The organism is Pseudomonas sp. B21-015 (assembly GCF_024749285.1).
Taxonomy (GTDB): Bacteria; Pseudomonadota; Gammaproteobacteria; order Pseudomonadales; family Pseudomonadaceae; genus Aquipseudomonas.
This window is the reverse complement of record NZ_CP087196.1, coordinates 1,964,446-1,991,415: the sequence shown is the minus strand read 5'-3', so window position 1 is coordinate 1,991,415 and position 26,970 is coordinate 1,964,446. Positions and strand designations below refer to the sequence as shown.

At 58.2% G+C, this 26,970-nt stretch carries 22 protein-coding genes; 4 read left to right on the top strand and 18 right to left on the bottom strand.

All coding sequences use genetic code 11. The features are described from left to right. Positions 1–98 precede the first annotated feature (98 nt). Positions 99–1,148: a patatin-like phospholipase family protein gene (locus tag LOY38_RS09070; RefSeq protein ID WP_258699721.1), complete on the top strand. Its 1,050-nt coding sequence runs from the start codon at positions 99–101 to the stop codon at positions 1,146–1,148. 128 nt (positions 1,149–1,276) lie between these two features. Here LOY38_RS09070 and LOY38_RS09065 read toward each other — a convergent pair whose 3' ends face one another. From LOY38_RS09065 to kdpF, 6 genes are all read right to left on the bottom strand, one after another. Beyond that, positions 1,277–1,975, bottom strand: a complete 699-nt coding sequence (locus LOY38_RS09065) for a response regulator (RefSeq protein ID WP_258699720.1) — start codon at positions 1,973–1,975, stop codon at positions 1,277–1,279. A gap of 48 nt (positions 1,976–2,023) precedes the next feature. Beyond that, positions 2,024–4,675: a sensor histidine kinase KdpD gene (locus tag LOY38_RS09060; RefSeq protein ID WP_258699719.1), complete on the bottom strand. Its 2,652-nt coding sequence runs from the start codon at positions 4,673–4,675 to the stop codon at positions 2,024–2,026. Between the two features lie 158 nt (positions 4,676–4,833). Beyond that, entirely contained in the window at positions 4,834–5,379 is a 546-nt protein-coding gene (gene kdpC, locus LOY38_RS09055; RefSeq protein WP_258699718.1) for a potassium-transporting ATPase subunit KdpC, read from the bottom strand. Between the two features lie 211 nt (positions 5,380–5,590). Next, a complete protein-coding gene (gene kdpB / locus LOY38_RS09050) occupies positions 5,591–7,648 on the bottom strand; it encodes a potassium-transporting ATPase subunit KdpB (RefSeq protein WP_258699717.1) in 2,058 nt (685 codons plus the stop codon). A gap of 10 nt (positions 7,649–7,658) precedes the next feature. Further along, entirely contained in the window at positions 7,659–9,353 is a 1,695-nt protein-coding gene (kdpA, locus tag LOY38_RS09045; protein WP_258699716.1) for a potassium-transporting ATPase subunit KdpA, read from the bottom strand. A gap of 8 nt (positions 9,354–9,361) precedes the next feature. Then, positions 9,362–9,451: a K(+)-transporting ATPase subunit F gene (gene kdpF / locus LOY38_RS09040; protein ID WP_007899818.1), complete on the bottom strand. Its 90-nt coding sequence runs from the start codon at positions 9,449–9,451 to the stop codon at positions 9,362–9,364. A gap of 405 nt (positions 9,452–9,856) precedes the next feature. On the opposite strand from kdpF, the gene eat reads away from it, so the two are divergent. Both eat and LOY38_RS09030 read left to right on the top strand, forming a co-directional pair. After that, positions 9,857–11,221 carry an ethanolamine permease gene (gene eat, locus LOY38_RS09035; RefSeq protein WP_258699715.1) on the top strand — a complete coding sequence of 455 codons (1,365 nt, stop codon included), beginning with the start codon at positions 9,857–9,859 and terminating at the stop codon, positions 11,219–11,221. A gap of 144 nt (positions 11,222–11,365) precedes the next feature. Beyond that, a complete protein-coding gene (locus LOY38_RS09030; RefSeq protein WP_080932608.1) occupies positions 11,366–11,533 on the top strand; it encodes a DUF2897 family protein in 168 nt (55 codons plus the stop codon). A gap of 98 nt (positions 11,534–11,631) precedes the next feature. On the opposite strand, the gene LOY38_RS09025 is transcribed toward LOY38_RS09030, so the two are convergent. The 6 genes from LOY38_RS09025 to LOY38_RS09000 form a co-directional block, all read right to left on the bottom strand. After that, positions 11,632–12,483 (bottom strand): DUF1989 domain-containing protein, encoded by an 852-nt coding sequence (locus tag LOY38_RS09025; protein ID WP_258699714.1) that lies wholly within the window; start codon positions 12,481–12,483, stop codon positions 11,632–11,634. A gap of 15 nt (positions 12,484–12,498) precedes the next feature. Beyond that, entirely contained in the window at positions 12,499–13,152 is a 654-nt protein-coding gene (locus LOY38_RS09020) for a GntR family transcriptional regulator (protein WP_258699713.1), read from the bottom strand. A gap of 70 nt (positions 13,153–13,222) precedes the next feature. Next, positions 13,223–14,497 carry a beta-ketoacyl-ACP synthase II gene (fabF, locus tag LOY38_RS09015; protein WP_258699712.1) on the bottom strand — a complete coding sequence of 425 codons (1,275 nt, stop codon included), beginning with the start codon at positions 14,495–14,497 and terminating at the stop codon, positions 13,223–13,225. A 32-nt stretch (positions 14,498–14,529) separates the two neighbouring features. Then, entirely contained in the window at positions 14,530–15,324 is a 795-nt protein-coding gene (locus LOY38_RS09010) for an SDR family oxidoreductase (protein WP_258699711.1), read from the bottom strand. A 206-nt stretch (positions 15,325–15,530) separates the two neighbouring features. Beyond that, the gene (locus LOY38_RS09005; RefSeq protein ID WP_258699710.1) at positions 15,531–15,866 is read right to left on the bottom strand and encodes a helix-hairpin-helix domain-containing protein; all 336 of its coding nucleotides are present in this window, start codon (positions 15,864–15,866) and stop codon (positions 15,531–15,533) included. 113 nt (positions 15,867–15,979) lie between these two features. After that, positions 15,980–17,974, bottom strand: coding sequence for a nucleoside-diphosphate sugar epimerase/dehydratase (locus LOY38_RS09000; RefSeq protein ID WP_258699709.1), 1,995 nt, complete (start codon positions 17,972–17,974; stop codon positions 15,980–15,982). Positions 17,975–18,272: 298 nt separating this feature from the next. Between LOY38_RS09000 and LOY38_RS08995 the strand changes: the two genes are divergently transcribed. Continuing rightward, on the top strand, positions 18,273–19,268 hold the full coding sequence (locus LOY38_RS08995; protein WP_258699708.1) for a glycosyltransferase family 2 protein: 996 nt from the start codon (positions 18,273–18,275) through the stop codon (positions 19,266–19,268). 59 nt (positions 19,269–19,327) lie between these two features. On the opposite strand, the gene LOY38_RS08990 is transcribed toward LOY38_RS08995, so the two are convergent. From LOY38_RS08990 to LOY38_RS08965, 6 genes are all read right to left on the bottom strand, one after another. Beyond that, the gene (locus LOY38_RS08990) at positions 19,328–20,215 is read right to left on the bottom strand and encodes a glycosyltransferase (RefSeq protein WP_258699707.1); all 888 of its coding nucleotides are present in this window, start codon (positions 20,213–20,215) and stop codon (positions 19,328–19,330) included. Positions 20,216–20,363: 148 nt separating this feature from the next. Next, positions 20,364–21,494 carry a glycosyltransferase gene (locus LOY38_RS08985; protein ID WP_258699706.1) on the bottom strand — a complete coding sequence of 377 codons (1,131 nt, stop codon included), beginning with the start codon at positions 21,492–21,494 and terminating at the stop codon, positions 20,364–20,366. Then, positions 21,491–22,435, bottom strand: coding sequence for a glycosyltransferase (locus LOY38_RS08980; protein ID WP_258699705.1), 945 nt, complete (start codon positions 22,433–22,435; stop codon positions 21,491–21,493). Before LOY38_RS08980 ends, LOY38_RS08985 begins: the two co-directional genes overlap by 4 nt. Positions 22,436–22,652: 217 nt before the next feature. Continuing rightward, positions 22,653–25,076 carry a glycosyltransferase gene (locus LOY38_RS08975; RefSeq protein WP_258699704.1) on the bottom strand — a complete coding sequence of 808 codons (2,424 nt, stop codon included), beginning with the start codon at positions 25,074–25,076 and terminating at the stop codon, positions 22,653–22,655. A 502-nt stretch (positions 25,077–25,578) separates the two neighbouring features. Continuing rightward, positions 25,579–26,205: an acyltransferase gene (locus LOY38_RS08970; protein WP_258699703.1), complete on the bottom strand. Its 627-nt coding sequence runs from the start codon at positions 26,203–26,205 to the stop codon at positions 25,579–25,581. Further along, positions 26,205–26,969: a TylF/MycF family methyltransferase gene (locus LOY38_RS08965; protein ID WP_258699702.1), complete on the bottom strand. Its 765-nt coding sequence runs from the start codon at positions 26,967–26,969 to the stop codon at positions 26,205–26,207. The genes LOY38_RS08970 and LOY38_RS08965 overlap by 1 nt, the downstream gene beginning before the upstream one ends. Position 26,970 lies beyond the last annotated feature (1 nt).

The window sequence follows — 26,970 nt, the reverse complement described above, 5'->3', positions numbered from 1 at the left end:
TATCAAATAACGACGCACTGGCCCTGTCGAACGACCATAGCGATTGAAGCGTGCCCCTCGATGGGTGCATTGTTGAGCCTTGTCAGAGAGGTCGATTCATGAAAAAGCGTGTCGCACTGGTGTTGGGCTCGGGTGGCGCCCGGGGCTACGCCCATATTGGCGTCATTGAAGAAATCGAACGGCGCGGCTACGACATCGCCTGCATCGCCGGTTGTTCCATGGGCGCGGTGGTCGGCGGGATCTATGCCGCCGGTAAACTCAACGATTATCGCGACTGGATCGAGAGCCTGGATTACCTCGACGTGTTGCGTCTCGTAGACGTCAGCTTTCGCCTGGGCGCGATTCGCGGGGAGAAGGTCTTCGGGCAGATCCGCAAGATCGTCGGCGAGATCAATATCGAAGACCTGCGCATCCCCTACACGGCCGTGGCCACAGACCTGACCAACCAGCAGGAAATCTGGTTCCAGGAAGGTTGCCTGCACCAGGCCATGCGCGCCTCGGCGGCGATCCCCAGCCTGTTCACGCCGGTGATGCAGGGCAATCGAATGCTGGTGGACGGCGGTATCCTCAACCCGTTGCCAATCGTGCCGGTGGTGTCGAGCCATTGCGACCTGATCATCGCGGTCAACCTCAACTCTACCAACCAGCGTCATTATCAACTGCCAGTGATCCAGCGCCCGGCTGCGTTCAGGTCCCGGTTCGACAGCCTGATCAATTCGCTGGGCTCGAAAATGCCCTTCCGCCGCAAACAGGCGGAACAATTGCTGCTGCTGGAAAAGGAAGCGTTGATGGCAGAAGCCGCCGAGATCAACCCGTGGATCGAATCCGCCGAGCCCCAAGCCCAGCAACCGGCGGCGGCCCCGGAAAGCAATGGCGCACCAAAGTCCGCCACCGGGTCGATCATCATCGACAACGTGGGGCCGGCGTCCTTGCTGGACCTGATCAACCAGAGTTTCGAGGTGATGCAGACGTCATTGGCGCAGTACAAGATTGCCGGGTATCCGCCGGATATCCTGATCAACGTGCCCAAGCGGGTGTGCCGGTTTTTCGAGTTTTACAAGGCGCCGGAGTTGATCGCGCTGGGGCGCGAGATCGCGCGCGATACGCTGGATCGGTATGAGAATGAGCGAAATGAAGATTGGCGGTGAATGATCCTGCGCCATCGCGGGCAAGCCCGCTCCCACAGTGTCCCGGGTGTTCACAAATCATGTGACCGCCACAAAAACTTGTGGGAGCGGGCTTGCCCGCGATGGCGCAGGATCAGGCATCACAAAACCTAAAGGCTGCCTTCACTCAACAACCGATACCCAACCCCGGCCTCGGTGACGATGAACCGTGGCTGAGTCGGATCGTCCGCCAGTTTCTGTCGCAAGTGCCCCACCACTATCCGCAGATAGTGGCTGTCTTCTGTGTGGGTCGGCCCCCAGATGTCCTTGAGCAATTGCTGCTGGGTGATGACCCGCCCCGGGTGCCGTGCCAGTTGCGCCAGCACGGCGTATTCCTTGCGCGTCAGCGCCACTTCGGCGCCGTCCAATAGCACCCGGCGATAAGCCAGGTCCACGGTGAGCGGGCCGAAATTGAGCGCCGCTTCCTGGGCCTCTCCCGTCGGTGCCTGACGCAACAAGGCGCGCACTCGGGCCAGAAATTCCTGGATGCCGAACGGCTTGGTCACGTAGTCGTTGGCGCCACCGTCCAGCGCTTGGACTTTCTGCCCTTCGCTGGCGCGCACCGAGAGCACCAGCACCGGCACCGTCGACCATTCGCGAAACTCGCGCAGCACCTGTTGGCCGTCCATGTCCGGGAGGCCGAGGTCGAGCACCAGCAGGTCGGGTTTGTTCAACGCGGCCTGGGCCAGGCCTTCCGTGCCGGTGCCGGCTTCCAGCACTTTGTAGCCTTGGGAGGCCAGGCTGATGCGCAGGAATTTGCGGATCTGCGGTTCGTCGTCGATGACCAAAATGGTCGCGGTCTGGCTCATGAATTCACATCAACACAAAGAGGTGGCAAGAGAGTAGCGCAGGCGGGTTCAGGCTTCACTGTCCAATCCCGGCTGAGTCTGCAACGGCAGGTGCAGCGTGATGCAGGTGCCGCGCCCTTCGATACCGTCGGCGATGCTGATCCGCCCGCCATGGGCACCGACCATGCCCTGACAGATCGCCAGCCCCAGCCCGGTGCCCTGCCCGCCGCGATCGCCGCGCGCGGCGGTGTAGAACATGTCGAAAACCTTCGCCCGTTCCTCCTCCGGAATCCCCGGCCCCTCATCGCTCACCGAAAAAAACAATTCGCTGTCAGTGGTGCCGGCACGCAATTCAAGACGCCCGTGGGGCGGTGAGAAACGCGCGGCGTTTTCCAGCACGTTGACCAGTGCTTGTTCGATCAACGCGGCATGCACATAGAGCAGCGGCAGCTCGGCCGGCACTTCGGTAATGACTTGCAACGACGCCAGCACCGCGCGCAGACGATTGAGCGAACTGCCGACGATGTCTGCCGGCGACACCCAGTCCCGCGCCAGCTTCAGGGCGCCGTGACCGAGGCGAGTCATGTCCAGCAGGTTTTGAATGTAGCGATCCAGCCGTTCGGCTTCATCGCGGGTGCCTTCGAGCAGTTCGCGGCGGTCCGCAAGCGGAATCGCTTCGCCCAGCGCCAGTAGGCTGTCGATGCTGCCGCGCATGGAAGTCAGCGGTGTACGCAAATCGTGGGACACCGAGGCCAGCAGCGCACTGCGCAGTTGCTCGGTTTCGCCATGCAAGCGCGCCGCCTCAAGGTCATCGGCCAGTTGCGCCCGGGCCAACGCCTGGGCCAGCGGTTGGCTCAGCGCGGTCAGCAAACGCCGACGCTGGCCACTCAGGGTCTGGCCCTCTTTGGCACACACGCCGAGCAGCGCCAGCGGCCCGTCGTCCACCGACAACGGCCACCACCACCAGCGCCCGAACGGCAATGTGCCGGTGCCCGCGCCGGCCGGTTGGTCGTGTTGCCAGGCCCAATCGGCGGCGGCGCGCTCGGCTTCGGAAAACTCCAGCGGCCCACCGGTTTCGACTTTCCAGCCGCTCTGTCCATCGCGATTGAGCAGGCACAGTTTCAGGTCGGTCCAGCCATTGAGGTGCTGCGCCGCAGCGCTGACCACCGCCTGACGGTCGGTGGCGGCGGTGAGTTTGCGCGACAGGTCGAGCAGTTCGCTGGTTTCTTCCTGAGTGTCGCGCAACGCCTGCAATTGCCGCCGTTGTCGCGCCGCCAGGTTGCCGGTGAGGGCCGCCATCAACAGGAAGAACAGCAAGGTCAGCACGTCTTCTTCGCGCTGGATGGCAAATGAGAATTTCGGTGGAATGAACAGAAAGTCATAGGTCAGAAACGACAGCGCCGCGCAGGCCAGCGCCGGGCCGAGGCTGCTGCGCACCGCCACCAGCAACACCGCCGCGAGGAACACCAGCGAAATGTTGGGCAACGGCAAGACGCTCGACACCGCCCAGGCCAGGGCACTGGCGAGCACCGTCGCCACCAGCGCCAACGCGTAGTCGAACCAGACCAGCGATTGCGCCGAGCGTTGGCGTGGCTGATGCTGTTCGTGATCGCTGTCGAGCACGTTGATTTCCAGCCCGCGGGCATCACGCAGCAAACGTGAGGCCAGACCGCCGCCGAACAACCGTCGACGTAAACGCTGGCGTGACTGCCCCACCAATATCAGACTGGCGCGACGTTCGGCGGCGTGCTGGATCAAGGTTTTCACCACCTCACCGGCGCGCAGCAACACCACTTCCCCCCCGAGGCGTTCGGCCAGTTGCTGAGCGTTTTGCAGGCGCAGGCGCGACTGCTCGTCGCGCACGCGGCCGTTGTCCACATGCACCAGGCTCCACGGCAGATGCCGGCGCTGGGCGACGCGACTGGCGTGACGCACCAGACGCTCGGCCTGAGCATCGCCATCGACCCCCACCAGCAAACGACCGCGCACGGCCGGTGCGGCCTGCCCCAACTGGCGATAACCCTGGGCCAGATCGTCATCGACTTGAGCCGCAGCGGTTTGCATCGCCAGTTCGCGCAGGGCGGTGAGGTTGGTCTGGGTGAAGAATGCATCGATGGCCGCCCGCGCCTGCTCCGGCACGTAGACTTTGCCGTCGCGCAGACGCTCCAGCAACTCACGCGGCGGCAGGTCGATCAACAGCAGTTCGTAGGCTTCTTGCAACACCCAGTCCGGCAGGGTTTCGCGCACCTGTACGCCGGTGATACCGCGCACCTGATCGTTGAGGCTTTCCAGATGCTGGACGTTGACCGTGGTGAACACGTCGATGCCGGCGGCCAGTAGCTCCTGGATGTCTTGCCAGCGTTTGGTGTGACGACTGCCGGGGGCATTGCTGTGGGCCAGTTCGTCGACCAGCACCAGTTTCGGTTTGGCGGCGAGCAAGCCGTCGAGGTCCATTTCTTCGAGCATCACACCGCGGTATTCCGAGCGCACCAACGGTTGCTGCGGTAAACCCGCGAGTAGCGCTTCGGTTTCGGCGCGGCCGTGGGTTTCAACCACCCCGGCCATGACTTTCACGCCCTGACGCAGTTGAGTGTGGGCAGCTTGCAGCATGGCGTAGGTCTTGCCGACGCCCGGGGCCGCGCCAAGGAACACCTTGAGCCGGCCACGGCCATCGCGGGGCAGGTCTGCTAACAGCGCGTCGGCGCGGCCGGAGTCACTCATGCTTGAAGCTCTCTCTCATTCTGATGTTGATACAGTGACTGTCAGGGCCTCTTCGCGGGCAAGCCCGCTCCCACAGGGATCGATGGTGGTCACAAATTCTGTATCCACCATTGCCTCCTGTGGGAGCGGGCTTGCCCGCGATTGGCAGCGCCACCGATTTACAGCTTTTCCAGCGCCGCATTCAACTCAAGCACATTCACCACCGGCGGCCCCACCAACGGCTGCTCGATGTGCGCGTCCAGCAGTTGTTCAAGCGTAGTCACCGGCAGATTGCGTGCCGCCGCGACACGCGCCAGTTGATAGGCAATCGCGGCCGGTGGCAAGTGCGGATCGAGACCGCTGCCGGAGGTGGTCAGCAAGGCCAACGGCACCGGGCCCTGCCCTGGCACCTGCAATTTATTGGCCTCGTCGATAACCCGAGTGGCCAGCGCCGGATTGCTCGGCGAGAAGTTGCTGGCGCTGCTCGACACGGTGGCAAAGGCACCGGCCGATGGCCGTGGATGGAACCAGGCGTCGCCGACGAAATCCTGGGCGATCAGCGACGAGCCGCGGACCTTGCCGTCAGCGTCGCGCACCAGGCTGCCATTGGCCTGGTCCGGGAAGGCGACCTGGGCGACGCCGGTCACCACCAAGGGATAGGCGACGCCGGTGATCAGGGTCATCAGCACTAGCAGGCTCAGGGCCGGACGTATCAGTGTGGACATTTCAAAATCCTCGATTCGAAGAATACTCATCACTCGGAAGGCACACATCACCTGTGGCGAGGGAGCTTGCTCCCGCTCGGCTGCGCAGCAGTCGTAAACCCGGTGAATGCGCTGTGCCTGAATAAACACGGTGGCCTGAGGTGGGGCCGCTTCGCAGCCCAGCGGGAGCAAGCTCCCTCGCCACAAAAGCCTCTGCTCTGAGCAGCAACCGCTAAACCAGATGCAACGCCGTCAACAGCATGTCGATCGCCTTGATGCCCACGAACGGCACCAGAATCCCGCCCAGTCCATAGATCAGCAGATTGCGCCGCAGCAACGCCGCCGCACTCGCCGCTTGAACTCGCACCCCCCGCAGCGCCAATGGAATCAGCACGACGATGATCAAGGCGTTGAACACAATCGCCGAGAGAATCGCGCTCTGCGGACTGCTCAGGTGCATGACATTGAGCACACCCAGTTGCGGATAGATCGAGGCGAACAGCGCGGGCAGGATCGCGAAGTACTTGGCCACATCGTTGGCGATGGAAAAGGTGGTGAGCGCACCGCGGGTCACCAGCAACTCCTTGCCGATTTGCACCACATCCAGCAGCTTGGTCGGGTCGCTGTCGAGGTCGACCATGTTGGCCGCCTCGCGCGCCGCTTGCGTACCGTCGTTCATCGCCATACCGACGTCCGCCTGGGCCAGGGCCGGGGCGTCGTTGGCGCCGTCGCCGCACATGGCAACCAGCCGACCGTCGTTCTGCTCATGGCGAATGCGCGCCAGTTTTTTCTCCGGCGTGGCTTCGGCCAGCACATCATCCACGCCCGCTTCGGCGGCAATCGCGGCGGCGGTCAGCGGGTTGTCGCCGGTCACCATGACGGTGCGAATCCCCAGCTTGCGCAGCTCGGCGAAACGCTCACGAATACCGGGTTTAACCACGTCCTTGAGGTGAATGACACCGAGCAATTTGCCGTCGGCGCACACCAGCAACGGCGTACCACCGCTCTGAGCGATCTTGTCGATTTCCCGGGACAGAGGTGCTGCCAGATCGGCGCGTTTCAGGCCGACGAAGGCCAGCAGCGAATCCACCGCGCCCTTGCGATAGACCCGGCCCTGATAGTCGACACCGGACAGGCGGGTTTCCGCGCTGAACGGCACAGCGGTCAGCAGCTCGGCGGACGGCTCGGGTTGCGGGTGAAGGCCGCGCAGGTAGTCGACGATGGATTTGCCTTCAGCCGTGTCATCGGCCAGGGAAGCGAACAACGCGCCTTCGGCCAGTTCCCTGGCGCTGACGCCAGGCGCGGCATAGACCGCGGAGCAGCGACGATTGCCGAAGGTGATGGTGCCGGTCTTGTCCAGCAGCAGGACGTGTACGTCACCCGCCGCTTCCACGGCGCGACCGGATTTGGCGATCACGTTCAGTCGCACCAGGCGATCCATCCCGGCAATCCCGATGGCCGACAGCAAGCCACCGATGGTGGTCGGAATCAGCGTCACCAATAGCGCCACCAGGAACACCAGCGGCAGGTTGCCGTTGGCGAAGTGGGCGAACGGTTGCAGGGTCACTACCACCAGCAGAAAGATCAGGGTCAGGCCGATCAGCAGGATATCCAGCGCCACTTCGTTCGGGGTTTTCTGGCGTTTGGCGCCTTCGACCAGCGCGATCATGCGGTCCAGGGTCGACTCACCGGGGTTAGCGGTGATGCGCACCAGCAGCCAATCGGACACCAATCGAGTGTTGCCGGTGACGGCCGAGCGGTCGCCGCCGGACTCGCGAATCACGGGGGCCGATTCACCGGTAATCGCCGCTTCATTGACCGCCGCGATGCCCTCGATCACCTCGCCGTCACCGGGAATCATCTCCCCCGCTTCGACGCGCACCACATCGCCCTTGCGCAGGCTGGTGGCGGGCACCACCTGGAAGCTGCCATTGGCATTTTTGCGCCGGGCGCTCAAGCCTTCGCTGCCGGCCTTGAGGCTGTCGGCGCGGGCCTTGCCGCGACCTTCGGCCAGTGCTTCGGCGAAGTTGGCGAACAGCACGGTGAACCACAGCCACAACGCGATTTGCGCGGCGACGAAGGTCGGCACGGCGGTGTCGGGAATGAAGCACAGCACGGTGGTGAGGATCGCGGTCAGTTCCACCACCAGCATCACCGGCGCACGCTGCAATTGCCGTGGGTCGAGCTTGACGAACGCTTGCACCAGCGCCGGGCGCCAGAGGGCCGAGATCGCAGTTTTCGGTTGTTCCGGCGCCTTGACGACGGCGGCTTTCGTTGCGGGCATATTCATCATTGACTCCTTAGAAGCCCAGGCTCAGGTGTTCAGCAATAGGACCCAGCGCCAAAGTCGGCAGGAAGGTCAAACCACCCACCAGCAAAATGGTCACGGTCAGCAAGGTCACGAACAGCGGACCATGGGTCGGGAAGCTGTTCTGACCGATAGGGGCGGTTTTCTTCATCGCCAGGCTGCCGGCCAGGGCCAGTACCGGAAGGATGTAGCCGAAGCGCCCGATCAACATGCCCAGCCCCAGCATCAGATTGTGGAACGCGGTGTTCGCCCCGAAGCCACCAAACGCCGAACCGTTGTTGGCACTGGCCGAGGTGTAGGCATAAAGCAACTGGCTAAAACCGTGAGCGCCGGGGTTGCTCACCGCCGCCACCGGGCCAGGCAAGCTGGCGGCAATCGCCCCCAGCACCAGCACGCCCACCGGCATCACCAGCAAGGTCACCACCAGCAACTGAACTTCCTTCGCTTGCAGTTTCTTGCCGAGGTATTCCGGGGTGCGGCCGATCATCAGCCCGGCGAGGAACACCGCGATCAGCACGTTAAGCAACATGCCGTAGAGCCCGGCGCCGACGCCGCCGAAGATCACTTCGCCGACCATCATGTTGACCATCGCGACCATGCCGCTCAGCGGGTTGAGGCTGTCGTGCATGCCGTTGACCGAGCCGTTCGACGCCGCGGTAGTGGTGACCGACCACAGCACGGTGGCGGTGGTGCCAAAGCGCGCTTCCTTGCCTTCCAGCGGCGCGGTCTGTTCGACGGCGACGTTGGCCAGGGTCGGATTGGGTTGATATTCAGCCCACAACGACGTCGCACCGCCGATCAAAAACAACGCCAGCATGCAGGCGATGATCGCGCGGCTCTGACGCAGGTCTTTCACGTAATGGCCAAAAGTGAACACCAGCGCCACCGGGATCAGAATGATCGAGGCGACTTCGAACAGGTTGCTCCACGCCGTCGGGTTCTCGAACGGGTGCGCCGAGTTGACGCCGAAGAAGCCACCGCCGTTGGTGCCCAGTTGCTTGATCGCGATTTGGCTGGCAGCCGGGCCGAGCGGGATCACCTGATCGACGCCCTGCATGGTCACGGCATTCACGTAATGAGCGAAGGTTTGCGGCACACCCTGCCACACCAGGTACAGCGCCAGCAGCAAGCACAATGGCAACAGCCCGTAGAGAGTGGCGCGAGTCATGTCGACCCAGAAGTTGCCCAGGGTTTTGGTCGACTTGCGACCGATGCCGCGACACAGCGCAACCAACACCGCCAGACCAGTGGCGGCGCTGACGAAGTTCTGCACGGTGAGGCCGACCATCTGACTCAGGTAGCTCAGGGATGCTTCGCCACTGTAGGACTGCCAGTTGGTATTGGTCATGAAGCTGACGGCGGTGTTGAACGCTTGCGTCCATTCCTGACCCGGCAGGTTTTGCGGGTTCAGCGGCAAGTGGTCCTGGAACAGCAGGATCGCGAACAACAGCAAAAAGCCCGCGAGGTTGAACGCGAGCAAGGCCAGGGTGTATTTCTGCCAGCTCTGTTCGACCTGCGGATCGACGCCGGCCGCCCGATAACAACCGCGCTCCACCGGCCCGAGGATCGGTGAAAGCCAGGTGCGCTGTCCTTCCATCACCTTGTAGTAGAAGCGCCCCAGAAACGGCGCCGGGATCAACACCACGGCGAAGAAGGCGAGGATCAGCCAATAGTCATAACTGTGCATAGCCGCTCCTAGTTCCGGTCCGCGCGCAACAGCGCAACCAATAGATAAATGAACAGCCCCACTGCCAACAGCAGTGACACCCCGTCCAGAACGCTCATGGAAGTTCTCCGTGTTACGGCGTATTGCCGCGTGTGGAGTGATTGTCTGCAGGGAGGCTGTAAAGGCGCGAGATCGAGGGAGGTGACGGGGCATAAAGAATGCGTAAAGAGTGGGTTTTATGGCTTTGTTACAGCGGTGTCCGGGGGGGCCTCATCGCGGGCAAGCCCGCTCCCACAGGTTTTTGTGATTTCCGGGCAAACGCATTCCATTGTGGGAGCGGGCTTGCCCGCGAAGACGGCATAACGGCCGACAACGCCCCCAACTGGCGCACAAAAAGCGCCCATCCAGCCGCGAACATCCTCGATACGACAGCTTCCAGCGCTTTACGACGCCCATCTGAAAAATGGCACGCCCGCTGCACACGCCCTCCCCCGAGCTTTTCCAAACCGTTCAGGGGGCAACACATGAACACACAACTCAAACCCACGCTGGGCACGCTGCACCTGTGGGGTATCGCGGTCGGGCTGGTGATTTCCGGTGAGTACTTCGGCTGGAGTTACGGCTGGGGCGTGGCCGGCACACTCGGTTTTCTGGTGACCTCGTTCATGGTCGCCACGATGTACACCTGCTTCATCTTCAGTTTCACCGAACTGACCACGGCGATCCCCCATGCCGGCGGTCCCTTTGCCTACAGCCGCCGCGCCTTTGGCGAAAAAGGTGGATTGATTGCCGGGCTGGCGACGCTGATTGAATTCGTCTTCGCCCCACCGGCGATTGCCCTGGCCATCGGTGCCTACCTGAACGTGCAGTTTCCGGCCCTCGATCCGAAACATGCGGCGGTCGGTGCCTACATCGTGTTCATGGGCCTGAACATCCTCGGCGTGAAACTGGCCGCGACCTTCGAACTGGTGGTCTGCGTATTGGCGGTCGCCGAATTGCTGGTGTTCATGGGCGTGGTCGCCCCGGCGTTCAGCTTCAGTAACTTCGCCCTCAACGGCTGGGCCGGTTCTGATGTGTTCGGTGCGCCAGCGATTGCCGGGATGTTCGCGGCGATTCCGTTTGCCATCTGGTTCTTCCTGGCCATCGAAGGCGCCGCCATGGCCGCCGAAGAAGCCAAGGACCCGAAACGCACAATTCCCAAGGCCTACATCAGCGGCATTCTGACTTTGGTGCTACTGGCGATGGGCGTGATGTTCTTTGCCGGTGGTGTCGGCGACTGGCGCACCCTGTCGAACATCAACGATCCGCTGCCACAAGCCATGAAAGCCGTGGTCGGCGAAAGCTCCGGCTGGTTGCACATGCTGGTGTGGATCGGCCTGTTTGGCCTGGTGGCGAGTTTCCACGGGATCATCCTCGGCTACTCGCGGCAGTTCTTTGCGCTGGCCCGGGCCGGTTACCTGCCGGCCTCCCTGGCCAAACTGTCGCGCTTCCAGACCCCGCACCGGGCAATCATCGCCGGTGGCGTGATCGGCATCGCGGCGATCTACAGCGACGGCCTGATCAACCTCGGCGGCATGACGCTGACGGCGGCGATGATCACTATGGCGGTATTCGGCGCGATCGTGATGTACATCATGAGCATGCTCAGCCTGTTCAAACTGCGCAAAACCGAACCGAACCTGGAACGCACTTTCCGCGCGCCCTGCTACCCGTTACTGCCACTCATTGCGCTGGTGCTGGCGGTGGTTTGCCTGGTGGCGATGGCCTGGTTCAACATTTTGATCGGGTTGATCTTCCTCGGCTTCATGGCAGTGGGTTTCGTGTACTTCATGCTCACCGCGCAATTGCGTGCCGATGCGCCGGCGGATGCGATGTTGACGGGACTTTAAACAGTCGCCGTGTCAAGGTTGTGCTGCGGCTACGGCATATCAGGCATAGAATGGAACCACTGCGAAAATTGATCGCTCAAAAGCGGTAAGCACGATCGGTTGGCGAAACCCTTGCCTACCGGTTTACCCTTAAGGAGAACTCCTATGCCTTGGTATGCCTGGTTGATTCTGATCGTTGCCATAGGCTCGATCGTTGGCGGTTTGATGATGCTGCGCGACACCGCCGACAAGGTCGAATTGACTGAAGAGCAACGTAAACGCGTCGCCGAACGAAACGCGGAAGCGGATGCCAAGGATGCGCAGGACCGCTAGATCAAAAGATCGCAGCCTTCGGCAGCTCCTACGCGGAATATGCGTTTCCCTGTAGGAGCTGCCGAAGGCTGCGATCTTTTTGCTCTTGCTATTAGCTCTTATTTTTCCCAATCGGCCTTGGCAATGTGCAAGCCATGCAACCCTTTGTAAGCCGCACGCTCCGGCTGGCTCCAGCCCTCAAGCAACGAATCCTCCAACCGATAAATCTCCACCCCCAGCGGGCGACACACGCTCAGCGGGTCCTGTGCATCCGGTCCCCACATGGCCAGTGACAAATCGCCACCCGGGCAAGTCGAGAGCGCGCACAGCAAATCAATCTCGGCAAAGAACTCCAGGTAATCGCCCTTCTGTGCCGGGCAGGCTTTCATGAAGTACATGTCGTCGTGATTCAGGCCGGTGCACTGAAAAATGTTCAGCACATCATGCACGTCGAACTCGGTCAGGCCATGGGGCAACACTGCGCGAGTCAGATTGGAGTGGCAGTGATGATGGAAATCCTCGCCCGTGAGCATTTTGTTCACATAGGGATCGCAGCGCGTCCCCAGCAAATCGTGCAAACGCCCACCATGTTCGTCGATGCCGTAACCCGCCAGGCTGTCGTCGGTAATGGTCACCAGCGGCCGTAAGAAAGGCAGGTTTGACCAGAGCCGGTCATGAGTACTGACATGCGCCCCTTGCAACTGCCGGGTCCGCGCGGCCCACAAGCGTTCGCGCGGGTCGTGGGCATTCCAGACATTGAAGTCTCCGACTTGCGGGCCGACAGGGGTCGTGACCCTGAACGCATGCCCCGCCGGCACATTCCAGGCGCGGCCGGTGCGGATCGGCACTTCAAACTGCTCAATCAGCGTGCGCCCCTCTGTTTTGTCGCGGATCCTTTCGTAGAAGGCTGTGTCCACCTGCAAGGCCGAGCCTTTGCTGACTTGGTAGGCCGCCGGATAGTCTTTGTACATGGCACAAATCCTCGATCAGTGATGGGAAGAAGGGGCAAGCATCTGCAACAGGAGGTGTTCGGAGTCATCGAGATACAGGCTCATGGCATCCCCGGCCGCGCGCTTATCGCCGTCGGCCAGCAACTCATGTATTTGCCGGTCGCGAGCCAGCCAGGGCGCTTGAAAACGTGATTCATCGGGAGCGGTGCAAAACACCAGGCGCAATTGCGCAACGACGTTGGTGAAGAACTCATCGAACAACGGGCTGCGCAGCAACCCGACGATGTGTTGATGAAACGCCAGGCTGTGGGTGCCGACGGCGCGCCAGTCCTCACGCTCCCGGGCCAGCTCGGTGGCCTCCAGGGCTTCGAGCATCCGGTCGGACTGATACTCACGCAGTGGCTGACTGGCGCTGATGGCTTGCAGTTCCAGAGTGCGACGGACCTTGAACAGATCGCGCACATCATCGACTCCCAGCCTGCGCACCATCACGCCCTTGTTGCGGACATAACGGGTCAGCCCTTCCTGCCCCAGACGGTGCAACGCCTCGCGAATCGTGTTTCGCGAGGCGTTATAAGCCGACACCAGATCGTTTTCCACCAGCGCCATGCCAGGCAGCAAACGACCACCGATGATGTCAGCGCGTAACTCCAATGTGATGTGGTCGGCCAGGGACAGTCCGCTGCTCATACTCAATGCCTCGTGATTGTTCAACAATCGTCAGCGAATGAGTAATCACTATTCGTGCCATCCCTGTGAACTAGCCCTCCCAGCGTTTGAACAACACACTGGCGTTCACGCCGCCAAATCCGAAGCCGTTGGACAACGCGTACTCGATGGCCATCGGACGTGCCTGACCGTGAACGATGTCCACCCCTAGCGCCGCCGGATCCGGGTTATCGAAATTGAGCGTCGCCGGCGCCACCTGATCGCGGATCGCCAACAGGGTAAAGATCGCCTCGATCCCGCCAGCAGCGCCGAGCAAATGCCCGGTCGCGGACTTGGTCGACGTCACGGCTATCTTGTTGTCCGAGCCGAACAACGACTTGATGGCCGCCAACTCCCCCAAATCCCCAACCGGGGTCGAGGTCGCATGAGCGTTGAGATGCTGCACCTGCGCCGGCGAAATGCCCGCCTGGGCCAACGCCAGCGACATCGCCCGACGCGCGCCACTGCCATCCTCCGGCCCCGCGGTCAGGTGATAGGCATCGGCGCTGGTGCCGTAACCGACCAGCTCGGCCAATGGCTGAGCCCCCCGCGCCAGGGCATGCTCCAGGGATTCGATCACCAGAAGGCCCGAGCCCTCGCCCATCACAAAGCCATCGCGGCCACTGTCGAACGGCCGCGAGGCGCGCTCCGGTGTGTCGTTGTAACCGCTGGACAAGGCTCGAGCCGCCGCAAACCCGGCGAGGCTGACACGATCGATCGCCGCCTCCGCACCGCCACACACCGCAATGTCCGCCTCGCCACATCGAATCAACCGCGCCGCGTCACCAATCGCCTGAACCCCGGCCGCGCACGCCGTTACCGGAGCCCCCAACGGGCCTTTGAAACCGTGCTGGATCGACACATGCCCCGCCGCGAGGTTGACCAGAAACGAAGGGATGGTGAACGGCGACAAACGTCGCGGGCCACGGCTGTCGGTGGTACGCACCGCGTCGGCAATCGCGCCGAAACCACCCACGCCAGAGCCAATAATGGTGGCCGTGCGCTCCTGGGCATTGGCGTCCTGCGGTTGCCAACCGGCCTGCTCCAGTGCCTGCCGCGCCGCCTCCATGGCAAACAGAATGAAGCGGTCCATCTTCTTCTGCTCTTTGGGCGGCGTCGCCCGGTCCGGATCAAAACCCGACTCGGGATCTTCCGCCAGGGTTTGCACCGCGCCACCGACCTTGGTCGACAGATCAGCAACCACCTCGTCCGGCAACGCCCGCAACCCCGAACGCCCGGCCAGCAAACGCGCCCAAACTGCTTCGACGCCACTACCCAACGGCGACACCAGGCCCATGCCCGTGACCACCACTCGACGATTACTCATAACGCGAATACCTCAAGCCGATTCATGGCGCCTCACTTGTAACGCGCGGCGGCGGTGCTTCTGGACAGATTCGGCGCCATCGCATGACGCGCCGCTACATAGGACTCCCACTCAGAGAGATTCGGCAAGGAAGGAATGGTGATCAACTCACCCTGATCCAGCCCCGACAACGCCGCATCGACCATCTCCCCCGCGTCCATGACCATCTCCGCCGGAATCTGGGACGCATCGATACCGGAACGCTCCCAGATCTCGGTGCGTGTTACGCCCGGCAACACCGCTTGAACCTGAACCCCGGTGCCCGCAAGCTCAGCGCTCAACGACTGAGTCAGGCTCAACACATAAGCCTTGCTCGCGCTGTACGTCGCATTGAATCGCTCAGGAAACAACGCCACCACCGACGCAATATTGATGATCGTCCCGCGACCCGCCTTGGCAAAACTGGCTGCCGCCGCCGAAGCCAGCCGCGTCACCGTGGTGACGTTCAGCTGAATCAGGCGCTCCAGTTGATCCATGTCGGCGTTGGCGAGCAAACCATCCGCCGCGATACCGGCGTTGTTCAGCAACAGGCTGATGCTCGAATCACTGCGCAGACGCTGCTCAATCTTCAGCACATCATCCTTTTGCGTCAGATCCGCCTTGAGCACCTCCACCACAACACCATGCGCGGCGCGCAGCTTGCTCGCCGCGGCCTCCAGTCGTTCCTGATCACGGGCCACCAGCAACAAATCAAAACCACGCGCCGCCAAGCGCTGCGCATAAACCGCACCGATGCCGGAAGAAGCGCCGGTAACAAGGGCCGTACCTTGGGTCTGGACAGCATTCATGACAGTGCTCCTGGGAGGATGCTTGAGGAAGGCGAGCGCCGAGTGTCAGGGCGCTTCAGCGAATGACGAATTTATTATAGGCATAATTCAAGAGCCATATGATAGCCGTAATTTTTTGCCTCCCCGATGAAAGGTGCCGGATCCCCCCAACGACACTATGCAAAAAGGCCGGTCAATGACCGGCCTCTTGGTGTGGATCTACAAGCTTAGTTCACTTCCAGCCTCTCGCGATTCTTGTCCAGAATGGCTTTGCCGATCCCTTTCACTTCCAGCAATTCGTCGACAGACGAAAATGGCCCATTACTCTCACGATAAGCAACAATCGCCTTGGCCTTCGCCTCACCGATCCCGGACAACTCACGTTGCAGGGTCGACGCATCGGCCCCATTGAGATCGACCTTGGCGGTTTGAGCCTTGGCGGCAACGTCCAGCATCAAGGGGGCCTTGGCAGCCTCTGGCGCAGCCGTCGGCGCAGCGATGGCCGCAATGGAGGCGCTGGTGAGCAGGGCAAAAACCAGAGAGTAGAAATAGCCAGTACGCATAAATGAAGCTCCATGACATCAATTGGAAGAAGCAGCTTTTCCGAAGCTGCCTCCCAAACTTAGGCGATGTGATGGAGCTGTCAAAAATGTGTCCGTTACAGGATGTGAAACAATCAGGGCTCGAGGCGACGTTGCTGGTGGATCCAGTCGACGATCTCACCGTCGGGGGTGTAGCCGCTGACCGTTTCGCGCAGGAGCTGGCGCACGCGGGAGTAATCATCCTCCTCGACAGCCAACAACAGCTCAGTCAAACGGCCCTTGAGCACGTCCCAGGGCAAATGGTCTTCGTTGGCGGTCATGATCATCGGATGTGGCGTCGCCGCAACGTTATCGCCGATCAGTAACTCTTCGTAGAGCTTCTCTCCCGGACGCAGGCCCGTAAACTCGATCGAAATATCGCCTTGGGGATTTCGCTCGGAACGGATGCTCAAACCGGACAGGTGAATCATCTTCTCCGCCAGTTCGACAATCTTCACCGGTTCGCCCATGTCCAGCACGAACACGTCGCCGCCCTGCCCCATGGAACCGGCCTGGATCACCAGCTGCGCGGCTTCGGGAATGGTCATGAAGTAGCGGGTGATTTTCGGGTGCGTGACCGTCAATGGCCCACCGGACTTGATCTGGCTGTGGAACAACGGGATCACCGAACCGGACGATCCCAACACGTTGCCAAAGCGGACCATCGTGAAACGGGTTTTGTTGACCCTGGATACGTTAGCCTTATCGCCGAACAGTACCGGGGCGATTTCACGACTGAGGGCCTGAAGGGTCAACTCCGCCAGACGCTTGGTGCTGCCCATGATGTTGGTCGGGCGTACGGCCTTGTCGGTGGAGATCAGCACGAAGTTGGCCACACCCGACTGCAAGGCAGCCTGAGCGGTGTTCAAGGTACCCATGACATTGTTGAGCACGCCTTCAGCGATATTGTGCTCGACCATTGGCACATGTTTATAAGCGGCCGCGTGATAAACGGTATCCACGCGCCAGGTCTTCATCACATCGAGCAGTTTGTGCGGGTGACGGATGGAGCCGAGGATGGGCAGCAACTTGACCGACACCGAATCACGGCAGCCGCGCTGCTCCAGTTCCGACAGGATGCTGTAGAGGTTGAACTCGCCGTGTTCGAACAGAATAAGCGTGGTCGGGCCAAGGGAGAAAATCTGCCGGCACAGCTCCGAACCGATCGATCCGCCAGCGCCAGTGACCATCACTGTCTTGCCTTTGATACAGCGCTCGAGCAAATCGGCCTGGGCTGGCACGGCATCCCGGCCCAGCAAATCGGCAATATCCACTTCCTGAATGTCTTCAACCTTGACCCGACCGCTGGCCAGATCGGTGAAGTTCGGAACACTTCGCACGTGAAGGGGGTAAGCCTCCAGCAGATTGAGAATTTCCCGGCGTCGTGCGCGGGTAGATGACGGCAGAGCCAAGAGGATTTCCTGGGCGCCGGTGACGTCGATCATTTGTTGGATGTGTCTGGGTTTGTAGACTTGCAAACCCGAAATAGAGCGATCAGCGATGCTGGGGTCGTCGTCGATAAAGGCCACTGGGCGCATCACCCGGCCCATGCGAAGCGCCGCTACGAGCTGGTTACCTGCGACGCCCGCACCATAGATGGCGACTTTCGTCAGACCATCCTCGCGATTGGTGAACGGTACGTGCTGGGCGGCGGTGAACCAGTCGCCCATGAAGTATTGGCGCATGCACAGGCGCAGGCCGCCGATGATGACGAGGCTTAACCACCAGTAATTGAAGATGATGGAACGCGGGACGACGGCCTGGTGGTTGCTATACCAGAAAACGACCACCGCCAGGATGAGCGCAGAAAGGCTGACCGCCTTGATAATGGCAATCAGCGCATCATTGCCAAAGTAGCGCATGACTGCCCGATACATGCCAAACCGAATGAACAGAGGAATCGCAATCACCGGCGCGCTGAGAAACAACCACAGGTGAGCCCTCAGAGGCTCAAGCAGGTCGTCTATACCCAAACGAACCACGAACGAACCCCACAGCGAGATCCAGACCAGGAACACGTCCATGATCACCTGAATCAGTCGCTTTCTCTGACGAGGCATTCCCAAAAGGAATATCCGCAGTCTGTCCATTCCCCTTCCTTCCATTTTTGATCTCAGTTAGTCCAAACCATGCAGGGATTGCACCACAGTCACAGAACAATTCCTTCGACAAGCGAAGCAGGCGCCAAGTGCCCGGGCGCGCTTCGCGCATTCACTCTAGTCGCTAGTAGAGCGTAAAAGAGTAGAGATTAAACCTTCCAGACAGATAAAATGCACGTCCTGTACGCATCCCCGATGCCGGTTCTATCACTCGGGATGATGTCAAGTAGGCATCAGTCTTTTTTTACACATTGACAATGCTATTTTTAAACCCACGATGCGAGGACGCATGGACCAGCAACCGCCCCTGTCCGGTAGATCAGACGCTGAGCTATTCGTCGAAAACTCAAGGAATTCACCGACCTCTCCTGAAGTAGCGATACTTCTGTGCACGTTTAACGGATACACATTTCTCAAAGAGCAAATTGATTCTTTCATTGCCCAGACCCATCAAAAATGGACGCTATACATTTCTGATGATGGCTCTACCGATGGAACCCTTGCACTGCTGGAAAATTACCAGGACCTGATCAACACGCAACGCATACAAGTGTTCAGCGGTCCACGCGCCGGTTTTGCTGAAAACTTCATGTCGCTGGTAAGAAACGAGAATATAAAAGCAGACTTTTTCGCATTCAGCGATCAGGACGATATCTGGTTCAATAACAAGCTGGAAAGAAGCATCCGACAATTGGAGTCGTTGCCCACCCATCTGCCGGCCCTGTACTGCTCCCGCACTCGCCTGATCGATGAAAACCGGAAAATCATTGGTTTTTCACCCGACTTCAAACGAACCCCGGTCTTCCAGAATGCGCTGATCCAAAGCATCGCCGGTGCCAATACTATGCTCCTCAATGGTGCAGCACGGGACCTCTTGAACAAGATTCCACGCGCCATGACCATCGTTGCGCACGACTGGCTTACCTATCTTTTGACGACAGCCTGTGGTGGAAACGTCATCTACGATTCAGAGCCGACGCTGGACTATCGCCAGCACGGTGGCAATGTCATCGGTGCCAACTCCGGCTTCAAAGAACGCATGATACGTATCGGTAAGTTGATCGACGGACGCTTCAGCCGCTGGAGTGATTCGAATGTGCAGATTCTTGAGTTGCTTGAAGGGGAGCTGACCCCGGTGAATAGGCAGACATTGAATGACTTCAAACAAGGGCGTCAAAGCTCTATTTTCAAGAGGTTTCGCCTCATGAAAAAATCAGGTGTTTATCGCCAGACCCTGGCGGGCAACATCAGCCTCATTCTGGCCATTGGCCTGAACAAGATTTAAATCGACACAAAGGGCACCGATACAAGGTGCCCTCTTCAAAAAAGCGCGGCCCGCACTGCTTACAATTTTTTAATGATGTATCGGCACAGACGTACGTAATACAACGTGCGGGTTCTGAGTCGACCCAGCCATTTCTTGCCCAACTTGTGATAAGGCGCCTGAAATGCAAGATCACGAATCACCGCAGTGACGCTCAACTCAGAAGTACGATCCATGCCTGCGTCGATCTGGGCCAACAGCGTAGGCCTTACATGATGCTGGGCAACCTCCCTGGCAACCTCGGCACGGCTGATAAAGCCGCTTGCGATGGCTCTTCTAAGGCATGCCATCCAGACATGGCCATTGGGATTCTCAAGAGACACCCATGGCTGAGTGTTCATGTCGGTGTAATGCAGCAATGACGTCTGTCCGGCCGAGTAGTGCTCCAGAGAGTTCCACGTCACCGGCACCGAGTAGCCAACCTGTTTCGCGACGCTCATCTCGAACATCAATGAGCGGTACTCAAGCGCCCCGCTGTCCAGATCCGCAACGATGTCTTCGATATTCCAGGCCAGCTGCTCACAGTCCAGGACCATGACGCTGAATTGCGAACGGCGCCCCTGGGTGCCGCTTGCCACCGTCAACAGATGATTGTCGCCGAACGGCTGATTCCAAAGCCCTTCAATATCCTCAAAGACTTGCATGTCGGCGTCCATGTAAATGGCTCGCCCCTTGAACTGACACAACTCCGGGATAAGGAACCGCTGAAACGAAAACGGTGTACGCGCCCGGTTTTCCGTACCTTTAGGCTGCGGTATTGGTCGCTGATGGCTATAAATCGCCGACAGTTCGACCGGCAGGGAAGACCGCTCCCGGATCGAGAATTCCAGCACCCGCATTGGCAGCCATTCCGCCGGAGTGGCGGCTACAAAAACCCGTACAGGTGCGACAGCGGTCCGATTTCCCATTCTCACAACACCTTGCAAAACTACAAATTAAAAAGCACTCAATACAACGCGGCGCCAAACCCCCAATTCAACCATTCGGCGCCTCAATTATTCCTACGCCCTAAAACTATTCAACGCCTGCAACCGCCTCAAAAAATTCCATGAGACCTCAACATACGCTGACCGTATCAAAAATCGTGGTTAATTGTTGTTCGAGCTTATGAAGCGAATAGCGCTCAGAACAATAAGCCTGAGCTATCTCAACCACCCGTTTTCTAGCGCCTTCCGAGTCAAGATAGAGTGCCAACGTTGAATACCAATCTTCATTTACCAAGACCCCAGCACCTTCCGGAATGATCATGCTGTAAACCGGAATGTTCGAAGCCACCACGGGAATACCGGCGGCAGTGTATTCAAGAAACTTCGTGGGAGCCTTGCAAAGGTTGAACTCCTCATTGACCAATGGAGCGAGACCGATATCCCAATTCAACCCAGCCAGGACTGATAAAAACTCAGTATAAGACTTGTTGACTTTATGGCTTTTCACCCTATCTCCAAAGCGCAAAAGACGATCGGGCATCTGTATCGTCCCGAATACTTCAAAGTGCAATTCCGGCCGCTCTTCGAGTAATCGTTCCAGCACCGGAACCACCAAATTCAGATCTTCCTGGTGCCCTTTTGATCCCATATACCCAATAGTCTGGTACTGCCGCTCTTGTCGATTAACCGTCACCCGCTGCCCCATGTACGGAAAATATTCTCCAGTAAAAACATGCTGCATCGGAAACAGACTTTTGAGCAGTTCGGCAAGGTGAGGGGTCGACGCATAAATCAGGTCACATTGCGCCAGCAGATTTCGACGCGCATCAATGACGTCTTTAGCGCCTTGACGTTTCTGAATTTCGGCCCCTAGAGAAGGGGGCAGTTCAAGCAAGTTATCATCAATGTGATAGATAACGGGAACATTCAGTGCTTTAAAGAACTTGAGTATATCCACACCAAACGGTTGACCATATCGAGTAAATATGACCAGCTCAGGTTTAAAGCTATCGTTCCACTGTTCCCAGCAACCAGCCCCCTTTTGCGAAACCAGTTTTTGCGACACCACAGCGACATTGACCTCTCCTCGCTGATGCATCTCGCGCAGAGGGATATCAAAGCTAATGAAATACGTGGCATTCACCTGCTCTGTGAATATAAGAATATTCCTCCCCTTCGGGTTCCCGTCGAGGAGGACATCAAACTCATTCGGCGCGATGATATGGCGCTTTTTGAAAAGCGCCTTGAGCAACGTAATCATGCGTTTGAAGCCTTTTGCCCGTTAGAGTCGCTGGCTGGGAGCCTGGCTTCGTAGTCCTTGATAACCTGCTGACGGCGCCGCTTGGCTTCGTAAACGGCTTTATGAGGAACATAGCCGGCAAGCTTGTCCCGAGCCGCATTCTTCTTATCCCAAAGACTATGGAGAAACGAGGGAATAAGATGACGATATTTGATATCACGAATCAATGAAGGTCGGAAATAACCAAGATCGATCTCTTTTTGGATTTCCGCCTCGGTCAACGCCCCATTTTTAAGCATCAACCGAACTTCCGCGAACCACGGCCAGGCATTTTTATTTGCACAAGCAGACCAAGGCTGAGTATAAACGTCGGTGTAATGAATCAACCGAGTATCTTTATCCAAATGCTCGAGGCTGTTCCACTCAAAAGGCACGCCATACTTGACGTATTTTTCCTCGAGAATGATCAACTCCCACATTAGCTGGTCATAATTGTACTTGCCCTCATCCATTTCTTGAACGATGGTTTCAATTTCCCAGTCCAGCTTTTCGCAGTCAAGCAGCATGACGGCGCATTGTTTCTTGCGAGTTTTCGGCGCCCCGACCTTGTCGGTCGACGCTTCGGCAAACTTGACTTCTTGCTGGATTATAATTTTCGCACCGTCGAACGGAATGTTCCACAACTCACGAATATCGCGAAACACCAACATGTCTGCGTCCATGTAGATGGCCTTGCCCTTGTAGCCACAAAGCTTTGGAATGCAGAAACGACTGAATGAAAAACCGGTACGTTGACCATTGCGCGGATCCAGTGGCTCGGGAACCGGGAGATCCAACATCGGAATGACTTCAACATTTGCAGTCGTGTGGCGTTTGATGGAGTATTCAAGAACAGGAACGGCGAGCAATTGCGAACGATCGACACCTACATATACCCGTATTACTTCGTCACCATCAACCATGGGAAATTCCTCTTAAAACGTTAGCACTCTGAAAATCAACTATCGACCATCGTACAAGATGCCTATAGCGGACCGGATACTCATTTGAAGCTCTGGTCCAAGGCTCTGCAGGGGTGACGTTGCTGGAGCACGCATAGCGAATATCACCGGCTCGAAGTTGTCCGGTTATTTTATAGAAGCTGTCATTTATTCCCGAGATGCGCATCGGCTGCTACCTTCAAGAACTGACTTCATTAAGAATTGACGTAGAGAGCAAGTCGTCAACCAATCGGGCGGCGGCATCGCCTTCCAAGACCATACGGTTTACAAAGCACTCGGAAAGATGCTTGAGCTCTGGCGCTTGGCTTTCATCCAGAACGCGTTCGATGAACGCGGACCAGTTCGCCATCTGCTCGATGGTATAAAGCGGGGCATAGGTTTCAGTGTCGAGATCTCCCTTGACCACCGCAACCGGCAACCCCCGCGCTGCAGCATCGAGGGCCACGGTAGAGGGGCTGGTAATGACCGCTTTCATTCGACCCAACAGGCCGCCAGCGGTATAACGCTCCCATTCAGCCTGCTTGGGATCGGCGATGATCAGGTTCGAGCCGACGGGCTTGTCTCCTTTGTAACGGGAAGTCAGCCACAGGCCCGCATGATGAGGCTTGATCAAAAAGGTGACAGAAGGGAATTGCTCCGCCAGCGCGGTCACTCCCTCAAGAAAAAATTGTCGATACTCTTCAGAGTACCGATGCCAGTGCAGGTTTTCGAAGACACCGATCACACAGGCCTCGGGAGCGATCAACGCATCCAGATCGGCGCGTTCATCCCGGCCAACCTTGGAGCAACCTATCGCAACGCATTTTGCGCGAGTGGCTGCGCTGATATCTGCGTGCAACGTGTCCAGCCCGCCCCAAAGGTAGATCCTGTCGGCGGCGAAATTGATCCGGTCTATCGAATGGATCTCGTCGCTGTAGGTCAACCCCACATTCTCGAGCCCATGTTGCAAGGTCGCGGTCATGATGCCGGCGGCCTTCGCCGCTTCGGTAAGCGTGCGACTGAATAGATGAGGACTGAGATTGGTTTCCGACACCGTCAGCAGCGCTCTGGTCCGGGAACCGAAGCGGAATGAAGACAATGGCTCGGCAGCCGACACCACCCGGACATTGATCTGATGAAGTGACAGGGTTTTCATTACTCGCGGAGAAGCCTTGAGCAATGCGTGGCTGCACACTACTTGTACTGCTATCTCGCGCTGTTTGAGTTCAAGAATGATGGGCAGCGCAAGATCCAGATCCTGGACCAGGTGCAGTACCACAAGGACCTCCGCTTCGTGGACGTCTGCTGCGCCAGAGCCTTGGGCGATGACCGATTGCAGCGCATCCCGCCACAGAGAGCCAATGACAGCAGAGCTGAAGTGCTGCTCAATCAGCGTCCTTGCGAGTGCTATGTCCTTGCGACCATTTTCGGTGCTCGACAGATAACGACGCAGCCCCTGCAAAAAATCACCGGTCATGATGCTGCCAGCCAGCGGCGACAGTGCAGGCGTTGCGGTAGCGACGACAGGAATGCCTTGGGTCAGGGCATGAACCGTTCGATTGGCGGACTTGCAGACGCTGAATGGATCGCAAGAGTTGGGGATCAGAACAACCCGTGAAACAGCCATCCAATCGTCTACAACGTTGATCGACCACTCCACATAGCGTGATGCAATTGCCATCGGCTTGATAAAGCGCTCGTACTTGGCAGCATTGTTGCTGATCACCACAAGCTCAACCGGATATTCCAGCGCGATTGCTTCCAGTGCATCCTGGATGAGAAGCAAGTCCAGCATGCCGAAGTCGGCGTAATCGGCGCCGTGATTACCGAACCACAGCAAATACATGGTGCTCGACGGATCGCGGGGCAGCGCATCTGAAATGACGGGGCGCAGCGCGGGAGCAGCGACGACCGGGGCCTTTTTTAAGCCGGCCATTTGTTTCCGGAACGGGCGCAAGAGTGCCCCCGCGATGGCCATGACCGTCGCGACCGAACCATCCCTGCCACGCTTTTTTCTGACGCGTTGCAGTTGCTTTTCCAGCAAGCGCTTGAGTGTGTAGATGACTCCTGAATCCTTGAATTCATTCGACAACTTCTTCAACCGGCTGCGCCACAAGGATGAAGCCATGGATTTTTCAATCGCCCTGGCGTCTTCGATGAGCTTGCTGCCTGCGTCCGTTACCGTTTCCGAAGCCAGACCATCAGGAATGACGTGCACGACAACGCCCGGTACATGAGCCCTTATAACGTCTGCCAAAGGTTCGGTGGTTGTCACGACGGCAGTTGCGAGTTGGGCCATTCTGGTGAACATTTCGCCATGCGTGCCCAATGGCCCCTTGCCATAACCAGGCACAAAAACGTTGTCACACAGATCGATGATGACGGGCATGTCCAGTGCCCGGGCACGCTGAACCAATGCCAGGCTTTCAAGAGAAAAGGCTTTGACGACGACAAGGGCATCAAGGCTTTCAAAATTGACAGGACCTCGACTGGTAAACAGACTGCAGATAAAGCCTTGCGCTTCGAGCGCCAACAAAGGAAGCAATGCCCGGTAGCGCACACTGGCCATGTCGAGCGACAGTGAGGCAACGCACCAGCCCACGTTTATCTGACGTCTATCCATAAGACTTCCCATCTCTGAACACTTCCCCGCCCTTCGGTCAATGCAATAACAAACGGACCGGCTAATAAATAAAAACAAAAAAACCGATGAAAAAGAGACACGGCTATCCGCGCCCACGCATAAATACGGGCCCGCAGTGCCACGCTCACGACCTGAATCAGAGGGTCTGCCCATGCAGCGCAAGCTCAATCCGGACGCGAGTCATAACCGCGCATTCTACCGAACACCTACCGATTCGCGGGCTTTTTTTGACGCAAGGCATTCTGAACGATATTCATCCGCAGATCATGACATGCGTCAAACAGACCAGCTTGCTCGACAAGGCCAGAGCCAACGACCAAGAACTCTATGTGCGACTGACACGCCTTTTACCGCCCACGATAGGCGGCGTCGGCCGAAGACCAGGAACCTTGCGGCCGAGGAATTGCTCATCAGTATAGCCTGACGTGGCACACCAACTATTTTTGAATAGATGGGGCCTATGGGATGCTGACAGTTTTTGTCAATCCGGCTTATCAAAGCCAGGACGATATTTGATCACTTTTGCAGGCACACCACCCACGATGGCCCCCCGATCAACGGTTTTATTGACAACCGATCCCGCAGCGATAACGGAACCATCATGAACCGTGACCCCATCCAGAATACGACACCCTGTCCCGATCCATATGTCACTGCCCATCTGAATGCCTTTTCGAGTGAGGCCCTGCTTGGCGATAGGCACTGTAGGATCGTCAAAAATGTGATTGGCAGGAATGACAACGGTATGCGCGGCAATCCGCACATAGTCCCCGGTTTTCAGCCCGCCATGGCCATAAAGTACGCAATAGGGGTTAACCGAATTGGATTTACCCAACTCTATTCGCCCCCCTGGTCCGGTGTCCAGAATAGCGCCGTGGTGGAGTATGCTTCCGTCGCCTATAACAATGGCTGAATCAGCGTTGGTGCAAATCAGTCGCGCGCCGGACTTTATGACCACCCTCTTTCCAATCACGATATTTGAAAGGCACCCGTCAAAAAAAGCATCCGGCGCAACCTGAACACCTTCAGCAAATGAGACGGATGCTTCCTCCTCAATTTTACTTGAGGAAGAAAAGAACCGCCTTATCTTGGACAGAATGCTGTTCATCAATATTTTACTACGTATGCTTTCGTCCTGTTTGGCGCATCATCCCCGTATCGGATTTGAGCGAGTGTCTCAGGCTTATCTTTAAAAAACTGATCGATAGCCTTGCCCGCCATCGGGTACTCTACAGAGTTGCAGTCATCAAAAAAGATCACGCCACCCCGAACCATACGAGGGTAGAAGTACTCCAAACACTCAATGTGTGGCTCGAACAAATCACAATCGATATTAACGAAGTGATATCGCTGTTCTTCCAGCAACGGCAGTGAGTGACTGAAAAGGCCTTCGTGTAACTCGACGGAGCTCCCCAAGCCAGCCCGATCTATCAGAGCTTGAACCCCGGCAAGAGAGGTCTCGGTAAATACAGTCTTATTCAGATAACCCGCATCAGTCGGCGCGAACAGCTTGTCTTGATCCGAAAGAGGTGGCAGGCCGGTGAATGTATCCAGGCCCAGCATTTTAAAAGGTATACCGCTCTCATGCGCATATTTTGCGCACGCCACAAGGCTGCTACCTGTAAATACACCGCATTCCACTGCATTGAACCTGGAGAGCCTGCGGACACCTTTATTCCAGAAAAAATCACCCCAGGGATTGCCTTTCTTTTTCTGCTTTTCACTGCGGAGAAAATTGGCAATGGCTATTTGAAAGCCATGAAGCACAGGAACCCGCTCGAAAAAAACATCGGGAAATGGCGGAACATGCGGAAACTCAAGCGAAGCATTGAATTTAAGCTTCTTTTTCTTCACGGTACCGTTATTGGACATT